This is a genomic window from Streptomyces sp. NPDC127595, assembly GCF_042671685.1.
GTDB lineage: Bacteria > Actinomycetota > Actinomycetes > Streptomycetales > Streptomycetaceae > Streptomyces.
Map to the genome: position 1 here is coordinate 99,776 of NZ_JBHXWK010000018.1, position 19,762 is coordinate 119,537.

Annotated in this window: 13 protein-coding genes; 8 read left to right on the plus strand and 5 right to left on the minus strand. The window is 69.7% G+C overall.

Going from position 1 to position 19,762, the window contains the following annotated elements:
- Positions 1-305: 305 nt before the first annotated feature.
- The 4 genes from ACFVKT_RS38030 to ACFVKT_RS38045 all read right to left on the minus strand — a co-directional run bounded on the left by ACFVKT_RS38030 (position 306) and on the right by ACFVKT_RS38045 (position 4,084).
- Positions 306-1,412: an aminotransferase class I/II-fold pyridoxal phosphate-dependent enzyme gene (locus ACFVKT_RS38030; protein WP_385740812.1), complete on the minus strand. Its 1,107-nt coding sequence runs from the start codon at positions 1,410-1,412 to the stop codon at positions 306-308.
- The gene (gene dapF / locus ACFVKT_RS38035; RefSeq protein WP_385740815.1) at positions 1,409-2,317 is read right to left on the minus strand and encodes a diaminopimelate epimerase; all 909 of its coding nucleotides are present in this window, start codon (positions 2,315-2,317) and stop codon (positions 1,409-1,411) included. The genes ACFVKT_RS38030 and dapF overlap by 4 nt, the downstream gene beginning before the upstream one ends.
- 74 nt (positions 2,318-2,391) lie before the next feature.
- Positions 2,392-3,078, minus strand: a complete 687-nt coding sequence (locus ACFVKT_RS38040; RefSeq protein ID WP_385740817.1) for a 2OG-Fe dioxygenase family protein — start codon at positions 3,076-3,078, stop codon at positions 2,392-2,394.
- A gap of 37 nt (positions 3,079-3,115) precedes the next feature.
- Positions 3,116-4,084, minus strand: coding sequence for an iron-containing redox enzyme family protein (locus ACFVKT_RS38045; protein WP_385740820.1), 969 nt, complete (start codon positions 4,082-4,084; stop codon positions 3,116-3,118).
- 1,010 nt (positions 4,085-5,094) lie between these two features.
- Here ACFVKT_RS38045 and ACFVKT_RS38050 point away from each other — a divergent pair.
- The 7 genes from ACFVKT_RS38050 (at position 5,095) to ACFVKT_RS38080 (ending at position 16,556) form a co-directional block, all read left to right on the plus strand.
- Entirely contained in the window at positions 5,095-6,966 is a 1,872-nt protein-coding gene (locus ACFVKT_RS38050; RefSeq protein ID WP_385740823.1) for a DUF4192 family protein, read from the plus strand.
- Positions 6,967-7,549: 583 nt separating this feature from the next.
- Positions 7,550-9,628, plus strand: coding sequence for a glycogen debranching N-terminal domain-containing protein (locus tag ACFVKT_RS38055; protein ID WP_385740826.1), 2,079 nt, complete (start codon positions 7,550-7,552; stop codon positions 9,626-9,628).
- Between the two features lie 335 nt (positions 9,629-9,963).
- Positions 9,964-10,722, plus strand: a complete 759-nt coding sequence (locus ACFVKT_RS38060) for an NUDIX domain-containing protein (RefSeq protein WP_385740829.1) — start codon at positions 9,964-9,966, stop codon at positions 10,720-10,722.
- Between the two features lie 124 nt (positions 10,723-10,846).
- A complete protein-coding gene (locus ACFVKT_RS38065; RefSeq protein ID WP_385740832.1) occupies positions 10,847-12,607 on the plus strand; it encodes an ATP-binding cassette domain-containing protein in 1,761 nt (586 codons plus the stop codon).
- A 162-nt stretch (positions 12,608-12,769) separates the two neighbouring features.
- On the plus strand, positions 12,770-13,657 hold the full coding sequence (locus ACFVKT_RS38070) for a FadR/GntR family transcriptional regulator (RefSeq protein ID WP_385740835.1): 888 nt from the start codon (positions 12,770-12,772) through the stop codon (positions 13,655-13,657).
- A 408-nt stretch (positions 13,658-14,065) separates the two neighbouring features.
- Positions 14,066-15,604 (plus strand): RNA polymerase sigma factor, encoded by a 1,539-nt coding sequence (locus ACFVKT_RS38075; RefSeq protein ID WP_385740838.1) that lies wholly within the window; start codon positions 14,066-14,068, stop codon positions 15,602-15,604.
- A 133-nt stretch (positions 15,605-15,737) separates the two neighbouring features.
- Positions 15,738-16,556 carry a S1 family serine peptidase gene (locus ACFVKT_RS38080; RefSeq protein ID WP_385740841.1) on the plus strand — a complete coding sequence of 273 codons (819 nt, stop codon included), beginning with the start codon at positions 15,738-15,740 and terminating at the stop codon, positions 16,554-16,556.
- A gap of 281 nt (positions 16,557-16,837) precedes the next feature.
- On the opposite strand, the gene ACFVKT_RS38085 is transcribed toward ACFVKT_RS38080, so the two are convergent.
- Positions 16,838-17,068, minus strand: coding sequence for a hypothetical protein (locus ACFVKT_RS38085; RefSeq protein ID WP_121406526.1), 231 nt, complete (start codon positions 17,066-17,068; stop codon positions 16,838-16,840).
- A 439-nt stretch (positions 17,069-17,507) separates the two neighbouring features.
- Between ACFVKT_RS38085 and ACFVKT_RS38090 the strand changes: the two genes are divergently transcribed.
- Entirely contained in the window at positions 17,508-19,631 is a 2,124-nt protein-coding gene (locus tag ACFVKT_RS38090; protein ID WP_385740844.1) for a type IIA DNA topoisomerase subunit B, read from the plus strand.
- Positions 19,632-19,762 lie beyond the last annotated feature (131 nt).

Consider the following 19,762-nt stretch of genomic DNA (forward strand, 5'->3'; position numbering starts at 1 on the left):
CAGGAAGCGAGCCCCGGAGAGCGGGGGCGACAGCAGGCAGGGAAGGGAGGAGCACGGAGGGTGAACCGGGATCTGGGATCTGGGATCTGGGATCTGGGATCTGGGATCCGGGATCCGGGACCTGGGATCCGGGATCCGGGACCTGCGATCTGGGGACTTGGCAGCGGCGCCGGGGTCAGCGGGCCTGGGCGGAGCCCCAGGGGTTTGGGGTAGCGCCGGGGTCAGCGGGCCTGGGCTGAGAGCCCCCGGGGTTTGGGGGCAGCGCCGGGGTCAGCAGGCCTGGGGGTTTGGGGTAGCGCCGGGGTTCAGCGGGCCTCGGCGGAGCCGGCCGTGGGAGAGGCGGGCCTGAGCACACGCTCCACGCGGCGCAGCCCCTCGGCGACGGCCTCGGGCGAGCGTGCGAAGCAGATACGGAAGCCGTCGGTCGCGCCGAGTGTCTCGCCGGGCATGAGCAGCACGCCCAGGTCCAGCGCTCTGCGGCACATCGCCAGCGGCTCCTCCCCGGTGTTGAGCCAGAGCCAGGCGAACGGGGTGTCCTCGGGCTCCACGAGGGTCACCGCGTCCGCGTTGCGCCGGGCGAAGTCCCGGACCAGGTCCAGCCCTTGGCGGGTGAGGTCGTGGTACGCGCGCAGATGGTGCTCCCGGTTGGCCAGGACGTCGAGGGCCAGGGTCTCGCACAGCACCGAGTTGGAGATGGTGGACAGGAACTTGCGCCGGGCGCAGCTCTCCACGACGTCCGGCGGACCGTAGAGCCAGCCGACCCGCAGTCCGGGGAAGCCGTACACCTTGGACAGACTGGACACGGAGATCACCCGATCGCTGCCCAGGGCGGGGGACCGCGAGAGGTCGAGCGCGTACTCCTCGTCGAGCAGAAGATGGGCCCCCGTGCGCTCCGCGAGGGCCAGCAGGCCGCGCAGGTCCTCCTCCGTCATGCGCCGACCGGTGGGATTGCACGGGCTGTTGGCGACGATCAGCCGCACATCCGGCCCGGCCACCGCCTCGGCGGCCTCGACATCGAAGCTGAGGTCGGGGCGGAACCCGACGAGTTCGACACGGCAGCCCAGCTCGGGAGGCACATCCCAGGACTGCTGCCAGCCGGGCCGGAAGGCGATCACCCGGGATCCGGGTGTCAGCAGCGCCGTGTAGACCAGGTAGAGCGCCTGCTGGGCGCCTTGGGTGATGAGGATCGAGTCGGCCGCCCCGCCGTAGAGGCCGGCGACCGCTTCGCGGAGGGCGCCGAGGCCCCGGTCGTGTCCGTAGTCCAGCTCCAGTCCGGGCGGCACCTTGAGGGCGTCGAGCCGTCCGGGGACCATGTTGCTGTCGCCCAGGTCTATGTCGAAGCGCCCCACGGCGTCCTCGAAAACCCACCGCTGGATCGGATAGTCGCGCGACTGCTGCGAGGAAGTGGTCACCGTCGGCTCCCTGTTGACGCCATCCGGTCCAGCCGTGCGCGCAGAGCGGGTGCGAAGGATCCGGCGGCCACCTGCTCGGCGTCGCCGGTCATGGTGACATGTCCGTCGTCGGCGACGGTGATCTCCACGCTGCCACCGGGCATCCTGACCTCGACCTTGCCGTCACACAGCCCGAGTTCGCGGGCCGCGGACACCGCGGCACAGGCGCTCGCCCCGGACGCCGTCACATATCCGGCGCCGCGCTCGAAAACCTCCAGCTCCATCACGGCCCGGTTCGCCATGCGCACGAACTGCACATTGGTGGCGTCCGGGAACCGGATGTGCCGGGCGATCCTCGGGCCGAGCCGACGGGCCAGCTCCGCAGTCGGCTCGTCCACCAGCACCACGGTGTGCGGATTGCCGTTGTACACACAGGTGACGACGAGTTCGTCGCCGTCCACGGACAGCGGTACGCCCACCGCACGGCCGCTGTACGGCGCCCCGTGCTCGTCGAGCAGAGGCAGATCGGCGGCCTCGAAGCTGGGCTGCCCCATACCGACCTCCACGCGCCCCTCGTCCGCGTCGACCACCCGCACCGGGCAGTCTCCGGCGGCCGTACGGAGGGTGAACTCCCTTCCGTCGGACCAGGTGTCGCGCTCCTGCTCGGCGAGATGGAGCGCGAACATCCTCAGCCCGTTGCCGCTCCTCCTGCAGTCGGAGCCGTCGGAGTTGTACAGGTCGAGGGAGACCGGCACACCGGCACGGGGCGTTTCCAGCGGCCCGTAGAGGACACCGTCCGCCCCTATGCCGCGGTGCCGGTCGCAGACCAGCCGGATCGCTTCAGGGGTCACGCGGAAGTTGGTGTAACGGGGGTCGATCACCAAGTAGTCGTTGCCTGCTGCCTGATATTTGAAGAAGTCGATCACAGCTGATCTCCAGGGGCTGCTGGGCGCGGTGCCGCCCCGAGGCTTCGTGCCTCACCTCGGGGCGGCACCCCGGTTCACTGCTCGGCGAGAGCGGCGGAGTCGTGCTCCTCGCCGTACCACTTCTCGGCCCACCGCGAGAACGCGACGATGACGATGTCCCGGTGACCGGGGCCGCCGTCGGCGGAGAGCACGTCGGTGACGTCATGGGCCAGCGCCTGGTCGTCCAGCAGGACCGCCTGTCCCGGTTCGAGCGTGCCGCTCCAGAAGGGCGCGTCGGCCCCGGGGTTCCACAGACGCGTGGTGCCGCCCGCGACGTTCACCTTGTTGAGAATCGCGATCATCACGAACTCGTGCCCGTCGTGGTGCACCCCCTCGGGGGTGAGGGGGCCCGGCTTGCCGCCGTCCGCACGGGTCCTGTTCTGGTGGACGTTGATCTGCCAGTCCTCGGACCTGTCGAGGCCGAGTTCGCGGATGCCTGCCTCGATCAGCGGTGTGAAGTCCACCTTGATCGGCTCGTAGACCCGACGAATGCCGCCACCGACCGAGTTGAACTTCTTGTACGTCGTGTAGTTGCGGTGCGGGAGACGGTCGAACGACCAGTCGTCGCTGCCCTGAGGGGTGATGCGGTACTGCGAGAACCGCTTGAACCGGGTGCCGTTGCCCATGTACTCGTCGACCGGGCAGTCGTCGTAGCTGGGCACGATGTCGGGCGAAACGTCCGACAGTTCGATGATGGTGAAGCCTTCGCTGCCGAGTGGCATGGTCACTCTCCTCCAGGATGGGTGGCGTCGTGGGACTTCAGACGGCGAGGGTCGGCATGCGCTCGTCCAGGTAGGCGGCAGAGGAGTTGAGCCGCCACAGGATGCCGCGGGCGATGGCACGGCGCATGTACGCGGATTCGGCAGCGGGCAGCACCACGTTGTGGAACCAGCCCTGGGCGTGCTGCGAGTCGATGGTGATGTGCAGCCGGTGATAGGTGATCCCGACCTCCGGCAGACCCAGGCGCTCCCAGGCGTGCACGACCTGGACGAACCTGTCCGGTGCCATCCACTCGGTCATCCCCAGGAAGCCGACGGCCTCCGAGTACAGCGAGCGGTGGCGGCACAGCATGACCGCGAGGTTGCCGTTGAGCAGCGAGGTGCCGGTGAGCGAGCGACCGAGCTCCTCCTCCGAGATCTCGAAGACCTCGAAGATCTTGTTGAAGAGATGGGTGTGGACCTCGGCGTGATCGCCGTTGCCCATCTCGTCCCAGAAGTTGGCGGCGATCTCCATCTTGGCCGCGCCGGCGGTACCCACCTGCATCATGGCGAGCAGGTCGTCGAAGCGGCCGTCCACGACCGACTCCTGCATCACGTAGTTCCGCAGGTCGCTTTCGGTGGCCGTGTTGCGGATGAACTCGTGGTAGTACGGGTGCTTGTACACCCGGTGCTCGCGGGCGGTCTTCTTGAGCCAGGACAGGTATTCCCGCGGCTCCGTGGGCGCTTCTTCGAGCAGTCCCGGCTCGATCAACTGGTCCTGGGCGGCCGCGGTGGCTGTCTCGAGGAGACGGGATATCTCGTACACGACGACGGATCCTTCGGCGTTCTGCTGCTGAGGGATCTTCGTGTACAGCTGGTAGATACGGTCGAGCAGAAACTGCTGTGCGTACAAAGCGCCGCTGTCGCCCGCGGCCGCAGCGGCGTTGATGTCGGCCACCTCGCCCAGGACGCGGGTCCTCTCGCCGCCCGACAGGTCGGAATCGACCTTCTCAGGTGCGGAATCGAGCAATGCGCGAATTCTGTCCACGGTGGACAGAAACGAATCACTGGATACAGTCAGACCCTTGGAGCCGCCGACTTCTGCCATGTCTTCCCCCTTGGATTCACTGAACGAATCGGATTTCCGTCACGAAAGTCTCTGCACCGTCATCCGCAACGACGACGGAGGACGGGCCTCGCACCCAACGATTTCCGGCAGCGGGTCGGGAAGCTCCCTTTCACGGGCCTCGAACTCCCTTCCCCTGTCTCGTGTCAAGCTGCGAACGAAACCCTTACCTGCCGTCCCTGCGGTGCGGGAGGTTGTTCCACGGGGGCGGAACCGAAAGAGTACGATCCGACTCCGCTCCCCCTTTTGACGCTGCCCTTCCTTGTGTCATCGGTCGGGCTGAATTTCCGCATGGACGGCGGGCGTTGCCATTCTGCAAGGGCATCACTGGACGGAGTATGTACGCCGTCTGTACGTCGCCGACCTTCTCTGCCCTTCGCCTCCCAAGCCCTGGTGGCAGCGGGTGCATCCACTAGCTGGTGACGGTCCGTTACTTTCTCCGCCGATAGTGGCGGGGAGGCGGAAGCCGGCAGTCGCTGTCACTCAAGGGGAGTTGCAGCCGACGTGAGTTGTCGCCGAGATGAACGTGGAATGCGGAGGGGTTGAAACGGTTGTTCGAGGCCGCCCGGTTTTTCCGGGGCGATCCGGAGCTGCCTGACCGAGGTGACTCGGCCGCGGCCGGTGTTCTCGCCGAATTAGCGGGAGTGTGGGTTGTTGAGGCGATCGGCTCAGTCGATTCCGTTCCGGCGCGGATTCCAGTGTGTCGCCACTTCCATCCAGTCGGTCCATTCAGTCCACCCGATCCAATCGGTGTGCGGTATTCGCACGGCTCCGCGTTCATGGCTCCATGTAATCCGATGGGTCGGACATGACTCGTGCGAGAGCGATGGGCTGTGGACAACTCCTGTCGTGGTCATGGTCATAGTTGTCCACAGGGCAAAGCGGAATTTTGAAATCCGCGGGATGGTCTCGGCATGACGAATCACAACGAAGCGGCCGGCTGGTCCGGCGAAGCATCCGACAGCAACAGGTTCGGCATCGGGCCCAGCGAAGGGGCCGATGAGCGCTCCGCGTACGCCGGAAGGGATGAGCCGGGGGAGGGAGAGGAGCGAGGCGAGCTCACCGGGCAGGTGGGGCTTGACGGCGCCGACAGTCGCGTGGGCCATCGCGGGACCGGACTGTGGGCGGGGCACGGCCCCTTCGGGCAGGACGCACAGCGTGGAGCTCGCGGGCACGAGTCGGGACTCTCCGGGCAGGGTGCGGGACGCAACGCACCCAGCGGCCCGGCCGAGGAGCACCAGGTGACCTTGCGGACGCCGGCGGAACTGGCCGACGCCTTGCCCTACTTGCTCGGGTATCGGCCCGAGGACAGCATCGTGCTGGTCGCCCTGCACGACGGCGAGCGGCGCGGCCGTTTCGGCGGGCGAGCGCGGCTCGGTATCCCCGCCAACGCGGACGACTGGCCGTCGGTGGCCGAACAACTGGCCCAGGGGCTGGTGAAGGGAAGCGTACGGAGGGGCGCCCCGCCGGAGAGCATCGTCGCCTACCTCTGCCAGGAACCGGCGCGCGGCGAGTCGGGGCAGGAGGTCATGGAACGGCTGCGCTCGCTGGCGCAGTTGCTGCGTACAGCCTGCGGCCGCCTCGATGTGCCGGTGGTGGAGGCCCTCTGCATCTCCGACGGTCGTTTCTGGTCGTACTGCTGCCCGGGCCAGGGGTGCTGTTCGCCTGAGGGCCAGTCAATGGGCCTGCCCGGTACGTCGGTTCTCGCCGCCGCCGCGACCTACGCGGGACTCCAGGTGCGCGGCAGCCTGCGGGAACTGACGGCCAGGCTCCTTCCGTGGGAGACCGAGTTCGTGGAGCAGGAAGTCGCACTCGACAGGGCGAACTCGGCTCTCGTTCCCAGGATTCTGGACGACGAGAGCCGCGCCGCTGTTGCCCAGCAGACCCTCGCACTCGCCCAGCAGGTCATGCTTCGGTTCGCCGACGCTCCAGCGGTGTCCGGCACGCGTCCGGCGGACCTGCGCGACGACGGTCTGCTGGAGCATGCGGAGGCGGCCACCCTGATCCTCGGTCTTCAGGACCGCACGACCCGGGACCGCGCCGCGGAGTGGATGGAGGGCGACGAGGCCGGCCCAGCCCTGCGGCTGTGGCGAGCGTTGGCACGCCGTTGCGTCGGCTCCTATCACGAGCATGCCGCCGCACCCCTCACGCTCGCCGGATGGGTCTCCTGGTCGACCGGTGACGAGCTGGAGGCGCGGGAGGCCCTGGCCATGGCGCTCGGCGTCGATCCCGACTATCTCTTCGCCCGCCTTCTGCACCAGGCGTGCAATGAGGGACTGGATCCGGAATCGGTCCGCCGCTGTCTGCGTGCGGAGCGCACCGGCCGTGTCGCGGTGGACACGGAGGAGCCGAGGGATCTCTCGGCGCCGTTCGGGGTAGCTGAAGCGGTGCTGGACTCGAGGCCGTCCAGCCCTGTGGCCCGGGCGCAGTCACCCGACGTGATGGCGCCCTCGGCCGAGTCGGAATCGGTCGGCGCTGAGTCGGGCGTCTCCGATTCAGTCGGCTCCGAATCGGTCAAATCCGAATCGGTCGGCTCAGGATCGGTCGGAGTCATGGCTCAGTCTTTGGGGACCGTCGGCCGGCGTCGCCGCCGAGCGCGCTCGGCGGCGAACAGCGAAACACGTCAGAGCCGACGTGCCCCGGCAGCGGGGAGTGCCCGAAGGCGTCGGCCCATCGACGGTGTCTCGCCGGCAGGAGATGGACCAGGGCGTGCCGCCGAGGGCGGGACCGACCGCTCACGGGCCCGCCGTGACTGCGGTCGGCGCGGCGCGGAGGAGGACACGTGAGCGCCGGCTTCCATCGAACCGACGGCGCACGGCACCTCTGTCACGCAGACGCGAACGGACGCGCAGCTGTGGGCGAGAGTGCCGACCGGGTAGACCGGGTGGACTGCGTGGACCGGGTGGACCGGGTGGACTTTGTGGATCGGGTGGACCGCGTGACCCAGGTGGACCGGGTGAACCACGGCCACTGCGCCGCCACCCAGCCTGGCCCTGCTACCCCTGCCAGACCCGCTAGCCCCGCCAGCCGTGCCAGCCGTGCCAGCCGTGCCAGCCGTGCCAGTCGTGCCAACGCCGCCAACCGTGCCGAGCACGCTCACGGCGCGCCCCCGTGTCGGGTCGCCTCCCGCCCGGCTCCCCACCGCCATTCGGTCGGCTTCCCCCGTCGAGGGCGTGACCCCGGGCGGGGCCGCCCCGTTCACCTGAGTGGCGGAACCGTGGCCGGGCCGCGCCGCCGCGACGTCCCCGCCCCTCCGGAGCCCCCCACCCGGCGCCGAGCGCGCCAAGGCGCGCCGAGCGCGGAGGAAACCGCCCCATGTCCCTGCCCACTCCGCCCTCGCCCCTCGACGGCGATCGCCCGCCTCTTCGCATGACCGGGCAGCCCCTCATGAGCCGAAGCGGCCCTTCGAACCCGCGCGCCGCAAGGGACAGCGCCCGGCCCTCCTTCGCGGGGGCGGGCGGCCCGGCGGCTCCGCAGGCCTCGGCAGCCTTGCCGCCCCGGACCGTGGACCTGCCACCTGCCCACACGGCCCTGATCTGTGTCGCCCTGCCAGGACTGGCGATCTCCACGGATCAGGGGCAGTTGACCGGCCAGGGACTGGAGGGCTTCTATCGCGCGGGACGGCGGATGCTCTCCCGTTGCCAGGTGCGTGTCGCGGGACGCGAACCGCTCGCGGTTCAGGCCCGAATGCTCACGGCCGACCGCGCCCGCTTCGTGGGGACGCTGCGCGCGTCCGCCGACGGAGGCCCGGATCCGGACGTTGTCGTCGAGCGGACACGGCACGCGGACGGCACAGAGCGGATCACCCTGCGGAGCGCGGCCTCTCGTACGCTGCGGCTGCCTGTCGAGGTCGCTCTCGGCACGGATCTCGCGGAACTGAGCTCGGTCGCCGCGGGCAGAGCCGGGCCCGAACTGCCCGCCAGCGTTCACGACTCAGGCCTGCGCTGGTCCTGCGCCACGGGGCACTCGGCCGTCACCGCCTATCCTCCGCCCGTCGACGCGCTGGCCTCTGCCGGACTGCTGCGCTGGGAGTTCGAGTTGGCTCCCGGCGGCAGTCGGAGCGTGGAGTTGCGTGTGCGGCCGGACGGCGCGGGCGCCAACAGGACGGTGGGTCGCGGCAGCGCGGCAAGTCCGATCGCACAGGCTCAGGCAGCGGGCGACGACCCAAGAGCCCAGGCGCTCCTGCACACCTGCGTCGAGGATCTCCGGGCTCTGCTGTTGCGCGACCCCGGGCACCCGACGGACGCGCACCTAGCGGCCGGGGCTCCCTGGAGGTGCGGCCTGGCCCCGGCCGAGGCGCTTGCCGCAGCGCGGATGACGTTGCCGCTGGGCACCCGACTTGCCCTGGGCACGCTGCGGACACTCGCGCGTACCCAGCTCGCGGGCTCGCGGTCCGGCCTGATTCCTGGACCGCGCAGGGACGCGGGCCCGCACCTGCCACCGGGTTGCACGGCCACCGAGGCGACTCTGCTGTTCCCCGTGCTCCTCGCGGAGGCCCGGCGCTGGGGGCTCGCGGCAGCGGAGACCGAGGATCTTCTACCCGTGGCCGAGCGATGCCTCGACTGGCTTCGGGTGACCGTCGGCGACGGCCCCTACCTCCCCGATTCCTACCCCGGAGGGCCGCTTCGCTCCGAGACCCAGGCGCACGCCCATCGGGCCGCACTGCTGGGGGCCGATCTGCTCGACGCCCATGGCCGGCCGGGTGGTGCGGGACTGCGGCAGTGGGCCCAGGCACTACGGACCGCGTTCCGCGAGGACTTCTGGGTCGAAGACCGGGGCGGCGGCAGACCGGCGGCCGCCCGCGCCCCGGACGGTCGCCTCGTGCCGCACCTCGCCGCGGGTGCCGCCCATCTCCTTGACACCGGTCTGCTCGGCTCCGGCGCGACGGCACCCGGACTGCTCGACAAGGTGCAGACCGAGCAGCTTGCGCGGTTGCTCGGAGGCCCCGCCATGGACTCCGGGTGGGGGCTGCGCAGCCTCGGGGTGAAGGAGGCGGCGTACAACCCGTTCGGGCATCGCGCGGGTGCGGTGCGGGTTCAGGAGAGCGCGGTCGCCGTCGCGGGGCTGGCAGCCGCCGGCTACGAGAAGGAGGCGAGTTCCCTCTTGCGGGGGGTGCTGGCGGCCGCTGAGGCCTTCGGCCACCGGCTGCCCGAGATGTACGCGGGGGAGCAGCGCGCGCAGGGCAGCGCACCGCTGCCTCATCCCGCGGCCTGCAGACCGGCGGCCACGGCCGCTGCCGCTGGAGTGCTGCTCCTCACCTCGCTCGCGGGGATCCGCCCCGACGCCCCGGCCGGCACGGTGACCCTGCGCCCGGTCCGCAGCGCTCCGCTGGGCGAGATCGGACTCACGGGACTGCGCATCGCGGGCGCCCCCTTCGCCGTACGCGTCAGCCGGCTCGGCCTGGCCATGGTCGAGGAAGCGGCCGAGGGGCTGCAGTTGGGAGTGTGACCTTGCGCGACAAGCCTTCGGAGGGTGGTCGGTCACGGCGGGGAGACCGGTGGCGGTGGGTGGTCGGTCACGGCGGGGAGACCGGTGGCGGTGGGTGGTCGGTCACGGCGGGGAGACCGGTGGCGGAGGTGGTCGGTCACGGCGAGGAGACCGGTGGCGGAGGTGGTCGGTCACGGCGGGGAGACCCGTACCGAAGGCGATCGGCCATGGCGCGGAGATCCGTACTGGATGGTGATCGGCAACGGCCGTCGAGACCCGTACCGGAGGGAAGTGGATCAGCCGTGGAAGCGACCGAAGGGCGTGTTTATCGTCAGGCAGACGACTATGATCGCGGCATGCCCTACGACCCATCGGCCTTTCCGCCCTTTGCCGTGACCGTGGACCTGGTGGTGCTGACCGTGCGCCGCCACGCTCTGTGCGCGCTGGCGGTGCGGAGGGGCGAGCAGCCGTTCCAGGGGCGGTGGGCACTCCCGGGCGGCTTCGTGCGGACGGATGAGGATCTGGGGCAGGCGGCGGCGCGCGAGCTGGTCGAGGAGACCGGGCTGCGAGCTCACGACCCCTCCGTTCCCGCGCAGGACAACGGCGCACACCTGGAGCAGCTCGCGACGTACGGCGACCCCAAGCGCGACCCGCGGATGCGGGTGGTCAGCGTCGCCCATCTCGCCCTGGCACCCGATCTGCCCGCACCCCGGGCCGGCGGCGATGCCAACAGCGCGCGCTGGGCGCCCGTCGAGGAGCTGCTGCAACAGGGTGGTTATGGCCGTGACGGCGAGCAGGCGGCGCCCCTCGCCTTCGACCACGCGCAGATCCTCTCGGACGGTGTGGAGCGTGCCCGGTCCAAGATCGAGTACTCCTCGCTGGCCACCGCCTTCTGCCCGACCGAGTTCACCGTCGGCGAGCTGCGCCGGGTGTACGAGGCTGTGTGGGGTGTGGCGCTCGACCCGCGCAACTTCCACCGCAAGGTGACGGGGACACCGGGCTTCCTGGTGCCCACGGGCGGTACGACCACACGCCAGGGCGGTCGCCCGGCCCAGCTTTTCCACGCGGGCGGTGCCACGCTGCTCAATCCGCCCATGCTGCGCCCCGAGGTCTGACGAAGAGCCCGGAACACAGGTCCGGGCTCGGGGGCCGGAGTGTGTCCGTGGGCAACTTGAGCCTTGTCCGAGGCGAGGCCCAAGTTGCCCGAAAAACCGGACATATAGCGCTATCTTGCTTTGGGTGATCCAGGCCATCGGACTGACCAGCAACCCCCGCAAGGAGCTTCCGCCCGCCCTCGACGACGTGACCTTCGAGGCGCGCGGGGGTCGCGTCACAGCGATCGTCGGAGCCCCGGGCGCGGGCAAGACGACGGCGCTGAAGCTCATGCTCGAACTCCAACAAGGCCGCGGAATCACCTACTTCAGAGGCCGCCCACTGCACCGGATCGCGCATCCCTCGCGCGAAGTCGGGGTACTGCTGGGCGAGGTGCCCGGCCATCCGGCGCGGACCGTCCGCGGACAGCTCCGCATGCTGTGCGCCGCCGCCGGCGTGCCCGTACGGCGCGCGGACGAAGTCCTCGAAGTGGTCGGGCTCGTCAGCCTGCGCGACGAGCGGCTGGGCACGCTGTCGCGTGGCATGGACCGCCGCCTCGGTCTGGCATGCGCACTGTTGTCCGACCCGCACACCCTCCTCCTGGACGATCCGGCCGACGGTCTCTCCGCCCGCGAAGGCCGTTGGCTGCACGGGATTCTGCGCGCGCACGCGGCCCAGGGCGGCACGGTGCTGTTCACCACGGACGACCTCAAGGAGGCCGCGCACACCGCCGACCGGGTCGTCACGCTGGAAGGGGGCCGCCTTGTCGCCGATCAGGAAGTCGCGGACTTCTCCCGCACTCGGCTGCGCCCTCGAGTCGCCGTCCGCAGCCCCTACGCCGCCCGGCTCGGTGCCCTGCTGACAAAGGAGGCCCGCACCGCGCGGCGTTCCGTCGAGATCGTGCGCGAGGACGGCAACCGGCTCTCCGTGTACGGCAGCACGTGTGCCGAGGTCGGCGAGACCGCCTTCCGGCACGGCATCCTCGTACACCAACTCGCGGACGAGATCGGCGACATGGGGCCTGCCGCCCAGCCGCCCGCGGAGGGGGGTGCGCAAGAGGGCGACGCCCCGCGCGCGGCCGAGAAGCCGGTCCTGGACACACACTCACCTCTCCCGCCGCCCATCGCCGTCCGTCAGGCACCGAGCCCGCTGCGCCCTCTGCGCTACGAACTGCGCCGCGCCGCGGGCGTGGGCACGGGTTACCTCACCGCCGTGGCCGTGCTTGCCGTCTCGGCCCTGCTGTCCGTACTGCTCGCCAGAGTCGGTCACACGCCCCAGCCGCGCCTGCTGGCCGCGTGGCCGCAGGAACTCCCGCTGCCGCCCGCCGCGCTCGGTGCGGGGCTGCTCGGCGCGATCGCCTTCGGCGACGAGTTCCGCCACCCCGCCCTGGCCGCGGACCGCGGTACCGTCCCCCGCCGCCTGGGACTGCTCACCGCCAAACTCCTCGTCGCCTCGGTCACCGCGCTGATGCTGGCCATTCTCACCGTGGGATGCGACCTCGAAGTGCTCTATCTCGTCTACGGACGGGAGCTCACCGGAGTTCCCGCCGACTGGCTGCCCCTGGGTGCGAGTTGGCTCGGGCTGGTGGTGGGCTGTGCCTGGGCGGGCGTGCTGGCCGCGGGAATCTTCCGGTCCACGACCGCCGGGCTCGCGGCGGTACTCGCCGTGCCGATCGTCGTCGTACCGCTCGTACAAAAGGTCTTGGAGGGGCCGTCTGTGCGGACCGCGGCCGGGTTCTCCGGGAGGATGCGTGAGCTGGTGCTGATGCAGTGGCCGTTCGGTGGAGAGCGGTATCTGGCGGCCGGGGTGCGGACGGTAGCCCAACCCGTGGGCGGCGCGCTGATGTTGTCGCTGACCGCTCTGCTCTGCGCATATCTGCTCACGACCCTGCGAAGCAGGGTCCGATGACGACCGCCGGCGCCCTTCCGGTTCCGTGGTGCGCACAACTCCCCGGATAACGCCCATTTCTTTCCGATAAGGCGTCAATTGCGACGGGGTGAGCGATCACCCTTTCGTGTGCTTTTCACCAAAGACCTCAAGGGAGTTGGAGACAGCGCCGACAAAGGATCCGTGAGTACCCTTGCGCAGACCATGATGACCGCCGCCCGCTCCGCAGACTCCGGCCTGACCGGCCCGGGCGAACTCAACCGTTACCCCTATGCCGAGGCTCCTGGCGCCGGCCGTGTGGGTCCCCCCGCGTGGGAGGGCGCGGACCCCGAGCTCGGCCGCGTGGGCCGGCGTGCCGCGGGCAGCCGTGGGCGCGGGCTGCACGGTCAACTCGTCCAGCAGCTCGGCCAGATGATCGTCTCCGGCGACCTCGGCGCGGACCGCCCGCTCGTTCCCGAGGAGATCGGACAGCGGTTCGAGGTCTCCCGGACCGTCGTTCGTGAATCGCTCCGCGTCCTGGAGGCGAAGGGGCTGGTCAGCGCCCGCCCCAACGTCGGTACGCGGGTGCGTCCCGTCAGCGACTGGAACCTCCTCGACCCGGACATCATCGAATGGCGTGCCTTCGGCCCGCAGCGTGACGATCAGCGGCGTGAGCTGAGCGAGCTGCGCTGGACGATCGAGCCGCTCGCCGCGCGGCTCGCCGCCGGGCACGGTCGCGAGGATGTCCAGCAGCGGCTCGGCGACATGGTCGAGATCATGGGCCACGCCATGGCACAGGGTGATTCGCTCACCTTCTCGCGCGCCGACGCGGAGTTCCACGCGCTGCTCATCCAGCTCGCGGGGAACCGGATGCTGGAGCACCTCTCCGGGATTGTGTCGGCCGCGCTCCAGGTCTCCGGAAACCCCGTCACCGGCTGCGACCGGCCGAACGAGGCTTCTCTGGGGCACCACGCCCGGATCGTCGACGCCCTTGCCGCAGCCGATGGTGCCGCCGCCGAAGCCGCCATGCGCCAACTGCTCACCGTGCATCCCGAGGTGGAGCGCGTGGTGCCCGCGCCGCGCGAGCACTGACCGCGCACCGAAGGCGACGCGGTCGGGGGTGTGTGCCCTCTCGTGGCATCGCCTGGCCGGCGAACCATCTGCCGCGGGACCCCGTCGGATCCTCCTCGGACCTGGCGGGGTCCGGCGGTGTGATGGGGCGGTGGGCCCATCGGCTGACCTCCTCTGACCGTATCTGGCCGCTTTTGCTCGCTTACGGGGTGTGACTCGGGCCACGCAGATTGGGCGTAACGCTCTTCGAGGCAGCGCGATGACCTAAGAGGTGGCAGCCGAGGAGGGAATACAGACGCCGTTTGCGGCGCTGTGCATCTTCCCGGCCCCCGCCCGCGCCGTCGGCCCATCCCCAAGTCGGCGGTCGTCGGCTCCTGTCCTTACCGGACGGGGCCGGAAGCCGTTTTCCAACGTTCCGAGAGGTTGTTCGTGTCGGCCAGCACATCCCGTACGCTCCCGCCGGAGATCGCCGAGTCCGTCTCTGTCATGGCGCTCATCGAGCGGGGAAAGGCTGAGGGGCAGATCGCCGGCGATGACGTGCGTCGGGCCTTCGAAGCTGACCAGATTCCGGCCACTCAGTGGAAGAACGTACTGCGCAGCCTCAACCAGATCCTCGAGGAAGAGGGTGTGACGCTGATGGTCAGTGCCGCGGAGCCAAAGCGCCCCCGAAAGAGCGTCGCAGCGAAGAGTCCTGCCAAGCGAACCGCCACCAAGACGGTCGCGGCGAAGACGGTGACCACCAAGAAGGCCACCGCCACCGCTGCCCCGGCAGTGCCCGCCGCCGACGAGTCGGCCGAGGACGCGACCGCGCAGAAGGCCGTTGCCAAGAAGACGGTCGCCAAGAAGGCCGTCGCGAAGAAGACGGTCGCCAAGAAGGCTGTCGCGAAGAAGACCACCGCCAAGAAGGACGACGCGGAGCTGGTCGACGACGAGGCGGCCGAGGAGACCCCGGGTGCCAAGCCCGGCGAGGAGGAAGAGGAGGGAGCCGAGAACAAGGGCTTCGTCCTCTCCGACGACGACGAGGACGACGCGCCGGCCCAGCAGGTCGCCGTCGCCGGTGCCACCGCCGACCCCGTCAAGGACTACCTCAAGCAGATCGGCAAGGTCCCCCTCCTCAACGCCGAGCAGGAGGTCGAGCTCGCCAAGCGCATCGAGGCCGGTCTGTTCGCCGAGGACAAGCTGGCCAACGCCGACAAGCTGGCGCCGAAGCTCAAGCGCGAGCTGGAGATCATCGCCGAGGACGGCCGCCGCGCCAAGAACCACCTCCTGGAGGCCAACCTCCGTCTGGTGGTCTCCCTGGCCAAGCGCTACACCGGCCGCGGCATGCTCTTCCTGGACCTCATCCAGGAGGGCAACCTCGGTCTGATCCGCGCGGTCGAGAAGTTCGACTACACCAAGGGCTACAAGTTCTCCACGTACGCCACCTGGTGGATCCGTCAGGCGATCACCCGCGCGATGGCCGACCAGGCCCGCACCATCCGTATCCCGGTGCACATGGTCGAGGTCATCAACAAGCTCGCGCGCGTGCAGCGCCAGATGCTCCAGGACCTGGGCCGCGAGCCCACCCCGGAGGAGCTGGCCAAGGAACTCGACATGACCCCGGAGAAGGTCATCGAGGTCCAGAAGTACGGCCGCGAGCCCATCTCGCTGCACACCCCGCTGGGCGAGGACGGTGACAGCGAGTTCGGTGACCTCATCGAGGACTCCGAGGCCGTGGTCCCGGCGGACGCGGTCAGCTTCACGCTCCTCCAGGAGCAGCTGCACTCCGTTCTCGACACCCTGTCCGAGCGCGAGGCCGGCGTGGTCTCGATGCGTTTCGGTCTCACCGACGGTCAGCCGAAGACTCTCGACGAGATCGGCAAGGTGTACGGCGTGACGCGCGAGCGGATCCGCCAGATCGAGTCCAAGACGATGTCGAAGCTGCGTCACCCGTCGCGCTCGCAGGTGCTGCGCGACTACCTCGACTAGGCCTCGGAAGTTCGTCACGCAGGGCCCGGCTCCCACGGGGGAGCCGGGCCCTTTCGTGTGCGCGCGGAGTGCGAGCCCCCGCGTGCTGGATCACTCTGGGTTTTCGATGACCATCCCAGAGTGAGGAGCGCGCATGCGCCGTCCCTTTGCCTCGGCACTGGCCCTTGCGGCCGCCGCGGTCGCGATACCACTGGCGTCCCCCGCCCCGGCGGCGGCCGACAGCATCATCATCGGCGGCTTTCCGGTCGAGATCTCCGAGGCCCCCTGGACAGTGGCGCTGTCCAGCCGTGACCGGTTCGGGGGTACGCGCGCGGGTCAGTTCTGCGGAGGCGTCGTGATCGGCCCGTCCACGATCCTGACCGCGGCCCACTGCCTGGGCGCGGACGTGCTGGGGGCGCCCCCGCGGCAGGCTCGCGACCTGAAGGTCATCGCCGGCCGGGGAGACCTGCTGTCGAGCGGCGGCAAGGAGATCCCGGTCAGCGGTATCTGGGTCAATCCCGACTACGACAGCGATACGAACGCCGGGGACTTCGGCGTGCTCACCCTCGCGTCCCCGCTTCCGGAGAGCTCGGTCATCGGTATGGCGCCCTCCGGGGACGCCGCGTACGAGCCCGGTACGGCCGCCACGGTCTACGGCTGGGGCGATACGACGGGTGGCGGCGACTATGCGCGCAGTCTGCGGGCGGCGCGTGTGAGCGTGCTCCCCGATACCGCCTGTGAGGGGGCTTACCCGGGCAGTGCGGTCGGCACCTACCGGGCGACGTCCATGCTGTGCGCCGGGGAGCTCACGGGCGGGCGGGACGCCTGTCAGGGGGACAGCGGCGGACCGCTGGTCGCCCAGGGGCGACTCATCGGCCTGGTGTCGTGGGGGAGCGGCTGTGGACGCGCTGGAAGCCCCGGTGTCTACACGCGGGTCTCTGATGTCGCTCGGTCGCTCGACGCGCCCCGGTGAGCCTCTGTGGGCGCTCTGCGGGTGGCTCTTCGCGAGCGCTGAGCCGGCCGACGGGTGTTCTTGGGGGCGTGGGGCCGGCCGACGGGTGCTCTTCGGGTCCAGCTGAGCGCCTGGACGGGTGCTGGGCGGGGCGCGCGCTGAGTCCGCGGCCGGGTGCAGAGCCGTCCCGCTGAGCGTTACCTGTCAGGCGGTACGAATGCGGGCGGCCACTCCCTGTGTCCAGGGAGTGGCCGCCCGCATACCGGCCTATGCCGGCACCCGCTCGTCGTTGATGCGAAGTGTCAGCGTTCTTCGTCGTTGACGCTTTCCGGAACGGACGTCAGTCGCTCCGTCTCGTCCTGTATCTCAGCGGCGATCTTCTTGAGTTCCGGCTCGAACTTGCGACCGTGGTGGGCGCAGAAGAGCAGTTCTCCGCCGCTCAGGAGGACGACGCGCAGATATGCCTGGGCGCCGCAACGGTCGCAGCGGTCAGCGGCCGTCAGCGGGCTCGCGGGGGTCAGAACAGTAGTCACGTCGCCTCTTCTCTAGCTCGACGAGCTGTCGTACCAGGGTCAACATCCAACCAGGCCGAAAACGTTCCCGCTCGGGGCCCTTCCTCGAAAATTTCTCTCCAGGGCGGCTGTCTGCTGCCAGGTGGCGGCGAATGGGCCGTATTGCGTGTCTTCGTGTCTTACGGGTTCGCGCTGTCTGTCAGGGTCGGTCCTCCCGGCTGGCTTGCCGGTTGTTCTTGAGGACGTGCCCGGAGCCTAAATGGTTCATGCCCCGAAGGGAACGTGATATGTACTTCACTCCATCGAGGGATCGAACACCCATGCGACCCTGGACTAGGGTGTTTTCATGCGAGGGTGGCGTTACAACGGCTCTACCAGGCCTCGGTACCCTCTGAGCGGCGACCGAAGCCCGGCCTTACCCAAAAGGGCCCCATCTGAAATTCAGCGAGGAGCGAACCGCGTGACCGCCGAGACGTCCGTGCCGTCCACAGCGTTGCTGACCGGAGCAGACCGGGACGGTTCCAACTACACCGCGCGGCACCTGCTCGTCCTCGAGGGGCTCGAGGCCGTACGCAAGCGCCCGGGCATGTACATCGGGTCGACTGACAGCCGCGGTCTGATGCACTGCCTCTGGGAGATCATCGACAACTCGGTGGATGAGGCCCTGGGCGGCTACTGCGACCACATCGAGGTGATCCTGCACGACGACGCCTCGGTGGAGGTGCGGGACAACGGCCGTGGCATCCCGGTGGACGTGGAGCCCAAGACCGGCCTCTCCGGTGTCGAGGTCGTGATGACCAAGCTGCACGCCGGCGGAAAGTTCGGAGGCGGCTCGTACGCGGCCTCCGGCGGTCTGCACGGCGTCGGCGCCTCCGTGGTGAACGCGCTCTCCGCCCGCCTTGACATCGAGGTCGACCGCAGCGGCCACACCCACGCGGTGAGCTTCCGGCGCGGCACCCCGGGAGAGTTCAAGACCGGCGGCCCCGACGGCGCCTTCGAGGCGGCGAGCGGGCTGCGCAAGCTCAAGCGCATCCCCAAGACCCGCACCGGCACGCGCGTGCGTTACTGGGCTGACCGCCAGATCTTCCTCAAGGACGCCAAGCTCTCCCTGGACAACCTGCACCAGCGCGCCCGGCAGACCGCCTTCCTGGTGCCGGGGCTGACCATCGTCGTCCGCGACGAGTACGGGCTCGGCGAGGGCGGCAGCAAGGGCGAGGAGTCCTTCCGTTTCGACGGCGGCATCAGTGAGTTCTGTGAGTACCTGGCCAACGACAAGCCCGTCTGCGACGTCCTCCGCTTCTCCGGACAGGGCAGCTTCAAGGAGACCGTCCCGGTCCTTGACGACCACGGGCAGATGACGCCGACCGAGGTCACCCGAGAGCTGGGTGTCGATGTCGCGATGCGCTGGGGCACCGGGTACGACACCACTCTGCGGTCGTTCGTGAACATCATCGCCACGCCCAAGGGCGGCACCCACGTCGCAGGCTTCGAACAGGCAGTCGCCAAGACGATGAACGAGGTCCTGCGGGCCAAGAAGCTGTTGCGCGTCGCCGAGGACGACATCGTCAAGGACGACGCGCTGGAGGGCCTGACCGTCGTCGTCACCGTGCGCCTCGCCGAGCCGCAGTTCGAGGGCCAGACCAAGGAGATCCTCGGCACCTCGGCGGCCCGGCGCATCGTGACGAACGTGGTGTCCAAGGAGCTCAAGGAGTTCCTGACCACCACGAAGCGGGACGCTGCCGCGCAGGCCCGGGTCGTCATGGAGAAGGCCGTCGCGGCGGCCCGTACGCGGATCGCGGCCCGGCAGCACAAGGACGCGCAGCGCCGGAAGACGGCCCTGGAGTCCTCGTCCCTGCCCGCCAAGCTCGCCGACTGCCGCAGCGACGACGTGGGGCGCAGCGAGCTGTTCATCGTCGAGGGCGACTCCGCGCTCGGTACGGCCAAGCTCGCCCGGAACTCCGAGTTCCAGGCGCTGCTGCCGATCCGCGGCAAGATCCTCAACGTTCAGAAGTCGTCCGTGACGGACATGCTGAAGAACGTCGAGTGCGGGGCGATCATCCAGGTCATAGGAGCCGGGTCCGGCCGGACCTTCGACATCGACGCGGCGCGCTACGGGAAGATCATTCTTCTCGTCGACGCCGATGTCGACGGTGCGCACATCCGCTGTCTGCTGCTGACGCTGTTCCAGCGCTACATGCGGCCGATGGTCGAGGCGGGGCGGGTGTTCGCGGCGGTGCCGCCGCTGCACCGGATCGAGCTCAGCCAGCCCAGGAAGGGGCAGGACAAGTACATCTACACGTACTCGGACCGTGAGCTGCGGGAGACGCTGCTCGAACTCCAGCGCAAGAACGTGCGGTACAAGGACTCGATCCAGCGGTACAAGGGTCTCGGCGAGATGGATGCCGACCAGTTGGCCGAGACCACGATGGATCCTCGCCATCGGACGCTGCGGCGGATCAACATCTCCGACCTGGAGTCGTCCGAGCAGGTCTTTGATCTGCTGATGGGGAATGACGTGGCTCCGCGTAAGGAGTTCATTTCCAACTCGGCGGCTACGTTGGATCGGTCTCGTATCGACGCGTAGGCGCGGGCGCTGGGCCGGGCGTGTGCGGGTGGGTGGGGCGTCCGGGTGGGTGGGTCGGGGGGGGGGGGGGGGGGGCCCCCGCCCCCCCCCCCCCCCCGGGCGGGGGGGGGGGGGGGGGGGCCGGGGAGCGG